The following is a 12457-nucleotide window of genomic DNA, read 5'->3' as shown; positions in this document are numbered from 1 at the left end:
CGGCCTCGATGGCTACGCGCTGCTGCCGGCGGTCCGCGCCGATCTGCTGCACCGGCTCGGCCGGCGCGATGCCGCGCGCGAGGCCTATGTTGCGGCGACGGCCGCAACGCAGCTGGAACCGTTGCGGCGGCTCTATGCGCGGCGCATGGCCGAAATCGATGGCGTGGTCTAAGCTCTTTTCTTTCAGGGGGCATTGCGATGGAAAATGAGAAAGATCTGGCATCGCCGAATTATGGTTCCGCGGTATCCGGTGTCGTCGGCAGCGTGGCCATGGCCAATGCGGCGCGGACCGGGCCGAAATGGCTGCGCTATTTCCTCTACGCCTGCATCGCCATCACCCTGCTTTTGACCGGCGTGGGAATCATCGGCAAAGTCGGCAGTATCGGCAGCATCCCGGCCTGCGACGCGCAGACCACGCGCGACACGCTGTCCGACCTCAACAAGCAGAACAAGTTCAGCGCAACGAAATACAACTTCATCAAGCAGGTTTCGGCATCGGATTCGGAAACGATCTGCACCGCCAACCTGGCGTTGTCGGGCGGCGGAACCGTCGAATATGATTATCGCATCTTCAAGGAAGGCTCGGCCGTCAAGGTGCTGATCAGGGAGATCAGGCGCTGAGGGCGTGGCGGTTCGTCCGCTTTCTGGCCCGGCTCGACGGGGCAAGCGCGGGCCGAAGCCGGGCAGGAGCGGTGAGATTAGGGGCAAACACTGGAATGCTAGCTAGCAACAAGACCCTTTCGGCTTCCCATCAGATGTGTGGAATTTCCGCCTTGGTGCTTTGTTTCGTCCATTTCTTGACTGTCTGCGGTATGGCCTATCAACGCTCATTGGCGGGCGAATTCATCGATGTGCTTTTTAATTTCTCGATCTGGCTGGCTCCTATTCTACTTGTTCTCTTGGTAAGAGAATCGTGTGTCTTGGTCTGCGTTTGCGCCGGACCAATCTTGGTCATCTTTATGGCGCGAATGTACTACGTGTGGCAGCTCTATCGGTTCGGATTGGATCTAGGTGGAGTAAAGCGTGATTGGGCGTGGTCCCTTACAACATTGTTTGGTGGGCTATCGATCGCGGTTGTCGTCCTTGCTTTCCTCGCTGCGATTGGCATTTTTTTCGTCAATCTAATCAGGCGTGCGCAAGACAAGTCTTAGGGAGCGAAAATGGCGTGGTTTACACCAGCAGCGCGTAGGGCGGATTAGCGTCAGCGTAATCCGCCATCCAGGTATTCTGCATCGGCGGGTTACGCTTCGCTAACCCGCCCTACGATGCTGGCATTTCGTTTGAGCCCATCCACCGCCGCGTCCAATGATCTCATGGTGAGGGCGCGTTGGCGTGGAGCTGGCATTAAGGTAATATATTACCTCAATGTTTCCATTGCATGGGGTTGTTTTCGATAGTTCTGTTTTGGCGCAGCCGCCGCCTTCGGGAACCCGCTTCGCCTACCTTGCCGCCACCGCTTCGTAGATGTCTTCTTCCTGCGCGGTGTGCAGCCGCACCAGGGTCTCGACCGCCTCGATCAGGCGCTGCGCGTCACGAATGAGATAGCGGTCGACCTTTTCCGACGGCAAGTCGTCGGCGACACGGGCGAGCAGGCGGGCGAGATGCAGGATCTCGCGGTGCGCCCGGCTCATGGCGGAGAGGCCGTGGCTCTCCTGCAAGACCTTGGCGAGCTGCGGGTAGACATGGCCCTCATCGTCGCGTTCGTGGGCGACCACCTGGTCCTGAACCAGCTGGTTGGCCTCGGCGATCAATACCGCCGCGTTCTCCGGAGCGGCATCGTCGAGCGCATCGACGATCGATCGCAAGCGGTCGAGATGGCCGAGCAAAGCGAGGTGATCGCGGTGCAGCTCGCGTCCGGTCGCTTCGGTCATGCGCCTGCCGGAGTGGCCGTAACCCGGGGTCAGCGCGCGCAGCGCATTGAGGATCACGGCGACGTCGATCGCCTCCTGAACCAGCGCCGCCGGCACCGGCTGCAGCCAGCCGAAGGTCGCCGCCAGCATGGCGAGGATCGAAAGCGTCATGCCCGCGACGATGCTCTGGACGGCGATCCGGCGCGCCCGCTGCGCGATCGCGATGGCTTCGCCGACCCGGTCCAGCCGGTCAGCGAGGATCACCACGTCGGCGGCTTCCGACGAAGCGCTGGCGCCGCGGGCGCCGAGTGCGATTCCGACATCGGCCGCCGCCAGCGCCGGAGCGTCGTTGATGCCGTCGCCGACCATGATGGTCGGATGCAGAAGCTGCTCGGAGCGCACCGCGTCGACCTTGTCGGAGGGAACGCGCTCGGCCAGCACGGAATCCAGATCGAGCGATACGCCGATCGCCTGCGCCGCGCCGGCGCGGTCGCCGGTGACCATGATGATGCGCGCAATGCCGGCCTCGCGCAGCAGCCGGATCGCCCGCGGCGTATCGGAGCGAAGTTCGTCTGCCAGCAGCAGGGCGCCGATCGGGCGTCCCTCGACCGCGACGAACACGATCAGCGCCGATCGCCACGAGGCGCGCCGGATCGCCCGGGTCGCCCATTCCGGGGGTTGCGCGCCGGCCATGACGAATTCCCGCGAACCGGCGGATATTCGTCGTCCGTCGATCACACCGTGCAACCCGGAGCCCATCGATTCCCGCACCTGCCCGGGCAGCTTGAGGCGGAGGCCGCGCGCGGTGCCGGCCTGTACGATGGCGCCCGCGACCACATGATGCGACGCCTGTTCGAGCGAGGCGCCGAGCAGCAATACCTGTTCGGCGGTCTCGCCCGGCGCCACCTCGATCGACAACAGCCGCGCGCCGCCGACCGTCAGCGTGCCGGTCTTGTCGAACAGCACGGTATGGGCGCGCGCCAGCGCCTCCAGCGCGCCGCCGCCCTTGACCAGGATGCCGCGCCGCGCCGCCCGGGCGACGCCCGCGATGAAGGCGACCGGTGCGGCCAGAATCAGCGGGCACGGCGTCGCCGCCACCAGCACCGCGAGGCTGCGCAACAGATCGCCCGAGATCCACCACGCCACGAAGGCCAGCGCCAGCGTGACCGGCAGGAACACCAGCGCATAGCGGTCGGCCAGCCGCACGAACGGCGCCTTGGCGGTCTGCGCCGCGGTGACCATTTTCACGATGCCGGCATAGGTGCTTTCGCCGGCCACCGCGGTCACCGTCATTTCGAAGGTAGCACCTGCGTTGAGGGCGCCGGAGAGAATGGCGCCGCCGCGCGCGCGGGCCACCGGGATCGGCTCACCGGTCAAGGCGGACTCGTCGATCACGGCGTCGCCCGAGGTGACGACGCCGTCGACCGGCACGACCTCGCCGGCATGCACCAGCAAGCTGTCGCCGATGACAACGGCGTCAACCGGCACCTGCTCGATGCGGCCATCGACATGGCGGCGGGCCTCGCGCGGCGCGCGATCGACCAGCGCGCGCAGATCATGCTCGGCGCGGGCCACCGCGATATCCTCCAGCACATTGCCGCCGGAATACATCAGCGCGACCACCGCGCCGGCCAAGGGCTGGCCGAGCGCCAGCGCCGCACTCATCGACACCAGCGCGATCGCATCGACCCCGAACCGGCCGGCCAGAAAATCCCTGACGATCGAGAACGCCAGTCCCGCCACGACGGGGGCGGTGGCCAGCGTCCAGCAGAGATCGGCGAGGGCAGTCCGGCCGGCCAGCCAAGCGAGAATTCCCGCCGACAATCCGGCGATGGCGATCGCCACCAGTGTCCAGCGCAGGATGCGCTCAAATGACATTGCTCAATTCCGTGCTCATGCCGCCACGCGGCTTGTCGCCGAAAATGGGCCTGTCCCGCTTGAGCAAGGTCAATCGACAGGCCGATTGGCCGGAAGCTACTTCGTCCCGACGGCCACGGCTTCAGCCGGCAAACTCTCCAGCAGCGCCTGCAGGGTGACCAGCGTCGAATGATCGGCGATGCCGTCGACGCGGGCAGGGCGGAAGTGGCGCTGGAAGGCGGTGACCGCTTCCATGGTGGGCCCGTCGTATTTCCCCGTCGTCGGGATGCCGTAGCCGTATTTGGCCAGCGCCTGCTGCAGGCCGAGCACGTCGTCGCCCATGCTGCCGAGCTTCATGGTTTCGCCGCGCACGATCGGGGCCGGCTGCACCCAGTGGCCGACGCCGGAATTGGCGAGGGAATGCCACGGAAATTTTTCGCCGGGGTCCTTCTTGCGGGCCGGGGCGACGTCCGAATGCGCGAGCACGCGATGCGACGGCACCTGGCGGCGCAGCATGATGCCGCGGCACAGCGCGATCACGGCAGCGATCTGGCGCCGCGGAAAATCCGGATAGCCCCAGTCATGGCCGCGATTGACGATTTCGACGCCGATCGAACAGGAGTTGATGTCTTCCTCGCCGGCCCACACCGCCACGCCGGCATGCCAGGCGCGCCTGGCCTCCGGCACGCACTGCACGATGCGGCCGTCTTCCAGCACGATGTAATGCGCCGATACGTCGGTGCCCGCCGTGCACAGTTGCGCGATCGCGCCCTCGACATCGGGCATGCCGGTGTAGTGCAGCACGATCATGTCGGGCAGCCGGCCCTTGTTCCGGTCGCCGTAGTTCACCGACGGGATGACGTCGGAGGCGATCGAGGAATCCGGGGTAAACGTCTTCATGTCCGCGTTGGTCCTCGGGAGCGGGACGGCGCGACGCTTCGAATCAATACCGTTGGATGCGAACGAACCGGGCGGCATAGGGCAGGTCAATCCGGGCAGGAGAACGGCAAGGGTGCGCCCTCACGGCGAACCTCTTTACTATTCCTTTACGATGTCGCCGGCGCAATCCGTGAGCCGGCCGCGGCTTCGCATTTTGGCCGGGTGTGTGCGGGAAGCATCACTTGATGCCGCCAATCGGAATGATTGCGCGAGCATGGCGCTGGCGATGGCCGTGCGGTCCGGTCGAGATCGAAATCCGCCCAAATCCTTCAACGCTTTCTTAACGCTAACTGACGTTACTAAGTGGTGAAGAGCCGAACCGGTTTGGGGACGGCCGAGGCCGCAATTGACGCGCGAAATCCCGGCGCTTGAGATCCCATGGCAGCCCAGCAAATTCCATCGGGAACTCCGGGTTTGCGATGGGGGGCGCGCGGGATCGGCAATCGCGCCTCGAAATCGCTATCCGGCCGGAAAAGCCCGGCAAAGTGCAGACATTTGAGGCGCAATGGGGCCGTTCGCGTCCAGTTTCCGCAAGTTTCCCCGGACCGCGCCCGGAGCCGGGGCATGAATCCGGCTGGCGCACGCCATATCCCCGTGCTGGGCCGCGAGGCGATCGAGATGCTCCGTCCCCGCGACGGCGGAATCTATCTCGACGCCACCTTCGGGGCCGGCGGCTACAGCCGGGCCATCCTCGACATCGAGGGAACCCGCGTCATCGGCATCGACCGCGACCGCACGGCCATTTCGGGCGGCTTCGATCTGGTGGACCGGTCCGCTGGCCGGCTCACCCTGGTGGAGGACCGCTTCTCAAATCTTGCCGAAATCTGCGGCGCGCAGGGCCTGTCCCTGGTCGATGGCGTCGTGATGGATGTCGGGGTGTCCTCGATGCAGCTCGACCAGGCCGAGCGCGGCTTCTCGTTTCGCCAGGCCGGCCCGCTCGACATGCGGATGGGCCATGACGGCCCCACCGCGGCCGACGTGATCGCGGTCGCGTCCGAGGCCGATCTGGCCAACATCATCTATATTTTCGGCGAAGAGCGCTATTCCCGCCCCGTCGCCAAGGCCATCGTCGCCGCCCGCAAGGAAGCGCCGATCGAAACCACCAGGGCGCTGGCCGACATCGTCTCGACGGTGGTGTGGCCGAAGCCGGGTGAAATCCATCCCGCGACCCGCACGTTCCAGGCCTTGCGGATTTTCGTCAACGAAGAGCTCGACGAGCTGCATCTGGCGCTGGCGGCCGCCGAGCGCGTGCTGAGGCCGGGCGGCCGGCTGGTGGTGGTGTCGTTTCATTCGCTGGAAGACCGCATCGTCAAGAATTTCCTGGTCGAACGGGGAAAGGCCGGCGGCGGCTCGCGGCACCTTCCGGAAGTGAACCAGACCGCGCCGAGTTTCGTCATCCTGACCAAACGCCCGGTCACAGCCGGGGGCGACGAGGTTTCCGCCAATCCGCGCGCGCGGTCGGCCAAGCTGCGCGCGGCCGAGCGCACCGAGGCTCCCGCGCATGCCGCCGCCGGATTGCCGGCCTGGCCCAGTCTCCACGACGTGATGAGGGGAGGCTGACCATGCGGATCATCCATCTCTTCGTGATCGCCGCCTTGGTGTTCGCCGCCGCCTATGTCTACCGCATCAAGATGGAATCCACCGCGCGTACCGAGCGCGTGGTGCGGCTGCATGCGGAAATCCGCGAGCAGCGCGATGCCATCGCCGGCCTGCGCGCCGAATGGGCCAAGCTCGATGCGCCGGAGCGGCTGCAGGGCCTCGCCGACCGCCATCTGCCGCTGAAGCCGCTGGTCGCCACGCAATATGACTCAATGAAGAACCTGCCGGAGCGGCCGCCGCGCTTCTTCAAGCCGGGCGATCCCGATCCGATCGGCGCGATGCTCGAAACCATCGATGCCGCGGTCGATGCCACCACTGTCACGGGCTCGGTGCCGGAGGCTCAGCGATGACCGATCCGGCGCCGAACACCGTCAGATCAGCGGAACCGTGGCGGCAGCGGCTGATCCGCAGCCTGCTGTACGGGCGCAACGTCGACCGTTCCGCCAAGGCGCGCGCCCGCGTCGGGCTTGCCATCCTGGCCTTCGTGGCGATCTATGCCGTGATCGGCGGCCGGCTGGTCATGATCGCCACCGGCGACAATCACGCCGCGCGCCGCACCGCGTCGCAGGACCGCATCGCCACCGCCCGCCCCGACATCGTCGACCGCAACGGCGTGATTCTCGCCACCGACGTCAAGTCGCCCAGCCTGTTCGGCGAACCGCGCCGGATCATCGACAAGGACGAGGCGATCGAGCTTCTCACCGCAACGCTGCCGGATCTCGACACCGGCGAAGTGCGGCAACGGCTGGCGTCGAAGAAGGGCTTCGTCTGGCTGAAGCGGGAAATCACCCCGAAGCAGCAGCATGACATCCATCGCCTCGGCATTCCCGGTATCGGCTTCCTGCGCGAGAACAAGCGGGTCTATCCCACCGGCGCCGAAGTCGCGCATCTGATCGGCCTGGTCAATATCGACAATCAGGGCATCGCCGGGATGGAGAAATGGCTCGACAATAACGGTCTGGCCGATCTGCACCGCGCCGGCTTCGCCACCGACCGGCTGCAGCGGCCGGTGGATCTTTCGATCGACTTGCGCGTTCAACACGCGCTGCGCGACGAACTGATCAAGGCCAAGGAAAAATACAAGGCCAAGGCGGCCTCCGGCCTCATCTCCAACGTCAAGACCGGCGAGATCGTCGCGATGGTGTCGGTGCCGGACTTCGATCCGAACAATCCGAAGGAGGCGCACGACCCCGATCGCATCAACCGCCTGACCACCGGCGTCTACGAGATGGGCTCGACCTTCAAGGCGCTGACGCTGGCGATGGCGCTGGATTCCGGCAAGGCCAATCTCAACACCCTGTACGATGCCCGCGGCGCGCTGCGTTACGGCAAATTCGCCATCAACGACACCCACCCGCTGGGCCGCTCGATCACGCTGTCGGAAGTCTTCACCTTCTCGTCCAACGTCGGCGCGGCGCGGGTGGCGCTGTCGCAGGGCGTCGAGGCCCACAAGGCATTCCTGCGCAAGATGGGCCAGCTCGACCGTCTGCGCACCGAACTGCCCGAGAGCACGTCGCCGATCGTGCCGAGGCGCTGGGGCGAACTCAACACCATCACCATCGCCTTCGGTCACGGGCTTTCGGTGGCGCCGCTGCAGGCGGTGATGGGCATCAACGCCGTCATCAACGGCGGCTATCTGATCCCGCCGACATTCCTCAAGCGGACGGAAGAGGAAGCGAGGGCGATGGCGAAGAAGGTGGTCAGGACCGAGACGTCGGACAAGATGCGCTATCTGATGCGGCTCAACGCCGAGATCGGAACCGCCAGGAAGGCCGACGTGAAGGGCTATTATGTCGGCGGCAAGACCGGCACCTCGGAAAAGGTCGTCAACGGGCGCTATTCCAGGAAACAGGTGCTGAACTCGTTCACCGCGATCATGCCGGCCGACAATCCGCAATATCAGATCCTGATCATGCTGGACGAGCCGAAACCGCTGCCGGAAACCCACGGCTTCATCACCTCGGGCTGGAACGCGGTGCCGACCGGCGGCAAGGTGATCGCCCGCATCGGCCCGCTCCTGGGCGTCGAGCCGCGGTTTGATCTGCCGCCGTCCGAGCGCCTTATTCTTGCGGCATCGAAGGGAAGCCAGTAAGGCTCATCATTATTGCCGCCGAGTCGAAGTTCCCAAAAGTGGTTGCCGCAAATTCCCTTGAAAACTTCAGATCGATAGACGGCGCCCGCGCCGGCCGGACTGGAAGCCAATGAGACTTCGCGACCTCCTCAGCGATGATGCCACGCTTGCTCCACAGGACGGGACCGTCGTGGTGTCGGGCCTGGCGATGGACAGCCGAACAGTGAAGCCAGGCGACCTGTTCTTCGCGCTGGCCGGAGCCAAGACCGATGGCGCGCGCTTCATCGATGCGGCGATTGCGGCAGGTGCGGTGGCGATCGCCGGCGATCATCCGCCGGACGACATCCGTGTGCCCTTCGTCACGACGCTGAACCCGCGCCGCGCGCTGGCGCTGGCTGCGGCGAAATTTTATCCGCGGCAGCCGCACACCATCGCGGCGGTCACCGGCACCAGCGGCAAGACCTCGGTCGCCGCTTTCACGCGCCAGATCTGGCAGCGGCTCGGTCATGAATCGGCCAGCATCGGCACCATCGGACTGGTGTCGCCGAAGCGCACCATCTACGGGTCGCTGACCACGCCTGATCCGATCGCGCTGCACCGCCAGCTCGACGACATCGCCGGCGAGGGCGTCACCCATCTCGCCTTTGAAGCCTCGTCGCACGGGCTCGACCAGTACCGCCTCGACGGCGTGCGCATCGCCGCCGGCGGCTTTACCAATCTTTCGCGCGACCACATGGATTACCATCCCGATGTCGCGCATTACCTGAACGCCAAGCTGCGGCTGTTCCGCGACCTGGTCGTCGCCGATGGCGCCGCGGTGATTTCGGCGGATCATGACTGCTCGCAGCAGGCGATCGATGCGGCGCGGGCCCGCAAATTGCGCATTATCGCGGTCGGCCACAAGGGCGACGGCGCGGGCGAGGGCATTCGGCTCGTGGGCGCCGACATCGACGGCTTTGCCCAGCAGCTGACCCTCGAACATCGCGGCCGCCGCTATTCCGTGCGACTGCCGCTGGTCGGCGAATTCCAGATCGAGAATGCGCTGGTGTCCGCGGGCCTCGCGATCGGCACCGGCAGCGATCCGAAAGCGGTGTTCGCATCGCTGGAACTGCTGGAGGGGGCCAAAGGCAGGCTTGAGCGCGTCGCCGAGCGCAACGGTGCGCCGATCTTCGTCGATTACGCCCACAAGCCCGATGCATTGGCCAAGGCGTTGCAGGCGCTGCGGCCTTACGCCAAACGCAGACTGGTGGTGGTGTTCGGAGCCGGCGGTGACCGCGACGCCGGCAAGCGCCCCTTGATGGGCGCGATCGCCGCCGAGAATGCCGACAGCGTCATCGTCACCGACGACAATCCGCGCAGCGAAAATCCGCAATCCATTCGCGCGGCGATTTTGGCCGCGGCGAAAGGTGCCGTGGAAATCGGCGACCGCGCCGAGGCGATTCGATCGGCGATAGCGGCGCTGCAACCAGGCGACGCGCTGCTGATCGCCGGCAAGGGCCATGAGACCGGTCAGATCGTCGGTGGCAACACCCTGCCGTTCAGCGATCACGACGCGGTGGTAACAGCACTTTCATCGAGGGTGGCATGAGCGCGGCTCCGCTGTGGACATCTCAGGCAATGGCGCAGGCGATGCGTGCGCAAATCCAGGGCGCATTGCCGGAAGCGATTACGGGCCTGTCGATCGACAGCCGCACCATCGCGCCGGGCGACGCTTATTTCTCGATCAAGGGCGACGTCCATGATGGCCATGATTTTGTCGCCGCCGCCCTGAAGGCCGGCGCCGCGCTGGCGGTGGTCGAACGCGCCCAACGCGACAAATTCGCGCCCGACGCGCCGCTGCTGGTGGTGGACGATGTGCTCGCCGGCCTCGTCGAATTGGGGATCGCTTCGCGCGCGCGTCTCGATGCGCATGTCATCGCCATCACCGGCTCGGTCGGCAAGACCTCGACCAAGGAGGCGCTGCGGCGCGTGCTGGAGGCGCAAGGACCGACCCATGCTTCGGCGTCGTCGTTCAACAACCATTGGGGCGTGCCGCTGTCGCTGGCGCGCTGCCCGTCACAGGTCAAGTTTGCGATCTTCGAGGTCGGCATGAATCATGCCGGCGAGATCGAGACCCTGGTCAAGATGATACGCCCGCAGGTCGCCGTCATCACCACGGTGGAGCCGGTGCATCTGGAGTTCTTCGCCGGCATCGAGGCGATCGCCGACGCCAAGGCGGAAATTTTCGCTGGCCTGGAGCCGGGCGGCGCGGTGGTGCTCAACCGCGACAATTCGCAGTTCGCACGACTGGAGCGCAGCGCCAAAAAACGCGGCATCGACAGGATCGTTTCGTTCGGCGCCGACCCGAAATCCGACGCGCGGTTGCTCGACGTCGCGCTGCATCCGGACCGCTCGGCGGTGCACGCCAACATCCTCGGCCATGACGTGACCTACAAGCTCGGCATGCCCGGCCGCCATATGGCGATGAACTCGCTGGGGGTGCTGGCGGCCGCCTCGCTGGCGGGCGCCGATCTGGCGCTGGCGGCGCTGTCGCTGTCGCAGATCGAGCCGGCGGTGGGCCGCGGCGCCCGGCGCGTGCTCGAGGTCGGCCACGGCGAGGCGACGCTGATCGACGAAAGCTACAACGCCAATCCGGCGTCGATGGCGGCGGCGCTGAACGTGCTCGGCACTGCCGCGGTCGGTCCGCAAGGCCGCCGTATCGCGGTGCTCGGCGATATGCGCGAACTGGGTCCAACCGCCCCTGCGCTGCATCTCGGCCTCAATGAGGCCATCAAGGCCAACAACGTCGATCTGGTGTATTGCTGTGGTCCGCTGATGCGCAACTTGTGGGACGCGCTTTCCACCGGTAAACGGGGCGGATATGCCGAGAATTCGGCTAGTCTTGCAGACCAGGTGACATCGGCGATTCGCGCCGGCGACGTGGTCATGGTCAAGGGATCGCTGGGCACGAAGATGAAACCGATTGTAATGGCGCTCGAAAAGCGCTTTCCCGGCAAGGCCTCGCAGGACGGAGCCGAGGTATAGGGCGGATTGAATGTTTTATTGGCTGCTTGATCTTTCCAACACGATTCCCGGTCTGGGCGTGTTCCGCACGGCGCTGAACGTGTTTCGCTACATCACCTTCCGCACCGGCGGGGCGATGGTGACCGGCGCGCTGTTCGTCTTCCTGTTCGGTCCCTGGATCATCGACCATCTGCGGCTTCGCCAGGGCAAGGGCCAGCCGATCCGCACCGACGGCCCGGCATCGCACCTCATCAGCAAGAAAGGCACGCCGACCATGGGCGGCCTGATGATCCTGTCCGGGGTGGTGGTCTCGACGGTGCTGTGGGCCAATCCGCTCAATCCCTATGTCTGGATCGTGCTGGCGGTGACGCTCGGCTTCGGCTTCGTCGGCTTCTACGACGACTACCTGAAAGTGACGAAACAGTCGCACAGCGGTTTCGCCGGCAAGGTCCGGCTGCTGATCGAGGCGGTGATCGCGCTCGCCGCCTGTTACGCGCTGACCCGGCTCGGAAAAGCCCCGTTCTCGACCTCGCTGGTGATTCCCTTCTTCAAGGACGTCGCGCTGAATCTGGGCATCTTTTTCGTGCTGTTCGGCGCCTTCGTCATGGTCGGCGCCGGCAACGCCGTCAACTTGACCGACGGTCTCGACGGCCTGGCCATCGTGCCGGTCATGATCGCGGCGGCGAGTTTCGGCATGATCGCGTACCTGACGGGCAACGCAGTGTTTTCGGACTATCTGCAGATCAATTACGTCGCCGGCACCGGCGAACTGGCGGTGCTATGCGGCGCGGTGCTCGGCGCCGGATTGGGATTCCTGTGGTTCAACGCGCCGCCGGCCTCGATCTTCATGGGCGATACCGGTTCGCTGGCGCTCGGCGGCATGCTGGGTGCGACCGCGGTCGCGGTCAAGCACGAGATCGTGCTGGCGGTGATCGGCGGGCTGTTCGTGCTGGAAGCGGTGTCGGTGATCGTCCAGGTAGTGTCGTTCAAGCTCACCGGCAAGCGCGTGTTCCGGATGGCGCCGCTGCATCACCATTTCGAGCAGAAGGGCTGGACCGAGCCGCAGGTCGTGATCCGGTTCTGGATCATCTCGGTGATGCTGGCGCTGGCCGGCCTCTCCACGCTGAAGCTGCGGTGA

At 65.5% G+C, this 12457-nt stretch carries 9 protein-coding genes and 1 pseudogene; 8 read left to right on the top strand and 2 right to left on the bottom strand.

Annotated features, from left to right (window positions below; all coding sequences use genetic code 11):
* Positions 1-172: pseudogene (locus Q8N40_RS00405) on the top strand (RNA polymerase subunit sigma-24); the annotation flags it as partial.
* Between the two features lie 26 nt (positions 173-198).
* Positions 199-621, top strand: coding sequence for a hypothetical protein (locus Q8N40_RS00400; protein WP_305710400.1), 423 nt, complete (start codon positions 199-201; stop codon positions 619-621).
* 818 nt (positions 622-1439) lie between these two features.
* On the opposite strand, the gene Q8N40_RS00395 is transcribed toward Q8N40_RS00400, so the two are convergent.
* Together Q8N40_RS00395 and Q8N40_RS00390 are read right to left on the bottom strand one after the other, a co-directional pair.
* The gene (locus Q8N40_RS00395; protein ID WP_305710399.1) at positions 1440-3728 is read right to left on the bottom strand and encodes a heavy metal translocating P-type ATPase; all 2289 of its coding nucleotides are present in this window, start codon (positions 3726-3728) and stop codon (positions 1440-1442) included.
* A gap of 96 nt (positions 3729-3824) precedes the next feature.
* Entirely contained in the window at positions 3825-4607 is a 783-nt protein-coding gene (locus Q8N40_RS00390) for an N-acetylmuramoyl-L-alanine amidase (RefSeq protein WP_370870903.1), read from the bottom strand.
* A 603-nt stretch (positions 4608-5210) separates the two neighbouring features.
* On the opposite strand from Q8N40_RS00390, the gene rsmH reads away from it, so the two are divergent.
* The 6 genes from rsmH to mraY all read left to right on the top strand — a co-directional run bounded on the left by rsmH (position 5211) and on the right by mraY (position 12457).
* Entirely contained in the window at positions 5211-6206 is a 996-nt protein-coding gene (rsmH, locus tag Q8N40_RS00385) for a 16S rRNA (cytosine(1402)-N(4))-methyltransferase RsmH (protein ID WP_370870902.1), read from the top strand.
* A gap of 2 nt (positions 6207-6208) precedes the next feature.
* Positions 6209-6595 carry a hypothetical protein gene (locus Q8N40_RS00380; protein ID WP_305710397.1) on the top strand — a complete coding sequence of 129 codons (387 nt, stop codon included), beginning with the start codon at positions 6209-6211 and terminating at the stop codon, positions 6593-6595.
* The gene (locus tag Q8N40_RS00375; RefSeq protein ID WP_305321157.1) at positions 6592-8337 is read left to right on the top strand and encodes a penicillin-binding protein 2; all 1746 of its coding nucleotides are present in this window, start codon (positions 6592-6594) and stop codon (positions 8335-8337) included. Before Q8N40_RS00380 ends, Q8N40_RS00375 begins: the two co-directional genes overlap by 4 nt.
* Before the next feature lie 109 nt (positions 8338-8446).
* Positions 8447-9904 carry a UDP-N-acetylmuramoyl-L-alanyl-D-glutamate--2,6-diaminopimelate ligase gene (locus tag Q8N40_RS00370; RefSeq protein WP_305710396.1) on the top strand — a complete coding sequence of 486 codons (1458 nt, stop codon included), beginning with the start codon at positions 8447-8449 and terminating at the stop codon, positions 9902-9904.
* Entirely contained in the window at positions 9901-11340 is a 1440-nt protein-coding gene (locus tag Q8N40_RS00365; RefSeq protein ID WP_305710395.1) for a UDP-N-acetylmuramoylalanyl-D-glutamyl-2,6-diaminopimelate--D-alanyl-D-alanine ligase, read from the top strand. The genes Q8N40_RS00370 and Q8N40_RS00365 overlap by 4 nt, the downstream gene beginning before the upstream one ends.
* Positions 11341-11350: 10 nt before the next feature.
* Positions 11351-12457: a phospho-N-acetylmuramoyl-pentapeptide-transferase gene (mraY, locus tag Q8N40_RS00360; RefSeq protein ID WP_305321154.1), complete on the top strand. Its 1107-nt coding sequence runs from the start codon at positions 11351-11353 to the stop codon at positions 12455-12457.

Source organism: Bradyrhizobium sp. (genome assembly GCF_030693485.1).
In the GTDB taxonomy this organism is placed as follows: domain Bacteria; phylum Pseudomonadota; class Alphaproteobacteria; order Rhizobiales; family Xanthobacteraceae; genus Bradyrhizobium.
This window is presented reverse-complemented; position numbering and strand designations above follow the sequence as displayed.

Excerpts from the sequence above, each read along its gene's own strand:
- rsmH (WP_370870902.1), top strand. The coding sequence starts at position 5,211 with ATGAATCCGGCTGGCGCACGCCATATCCCCGTGCTGGGCCGCGAGGCG.
- Q8N40_RS00365 (WP_305710395.1), top strand. The coding sequence starts at position 9,901 with ATGAGCGCGGCTCCGCTGTGGACATCTCAGGCAATGGCGCAGGCGATG.
- Q8N40_RS00375 (WP_305321157.1), top strand. The coding sequence starts at position 6,592 with ATGACCGATCCGGCGCCGAACACCGTCAGATCAGCGGAACCGTGGCGG.
- Q8N40_RS00370 (WP_305710396.1), top strand. The coding sequence starts at position 8,447 with ATGAGACTTCGCGACCTCCTCAGCGATGATGCCACGCTTGCTCCACAG.
- Q8N40_RS00390 (WP_370870903.1), bottom strand. The coding sequence starts at position 4,607 with ATGAAGACGTTTACCCCGGATTCCTCGATCGCCTCCGACGTCATCCCG.
- Q8N40_RS00380 (WP_305710397.1), top strand. The coding sequence starts at position 6,209 with ATGCGGATCATCCATCTCTTCGTGATCGCCGCCTTGGTGTTCGCCGCC.
- Q8N40_RS00395 (WP_305710399.1), bottom strand. The coding sequence starts at position 3,728 with ATGTCATTTGAGCGCATCCTGCGCTGGACACTGGTGGCGATCGCCATC.
- mraY (WP_305321154.1), top strand. The coding sequence starts at position 11,351 with ATGTTTTATTGGCTGCTTGATCTTTCCAACACGATTCCCGGTCTGGGC.
- Q8N40_RS00400 (WP_305710400.1), top strand. The coding sequence starts at position 199 with ATGGAAAATGAGAAAGATCTGGCATCGCCGAATTATGGTTCCGCGGTA.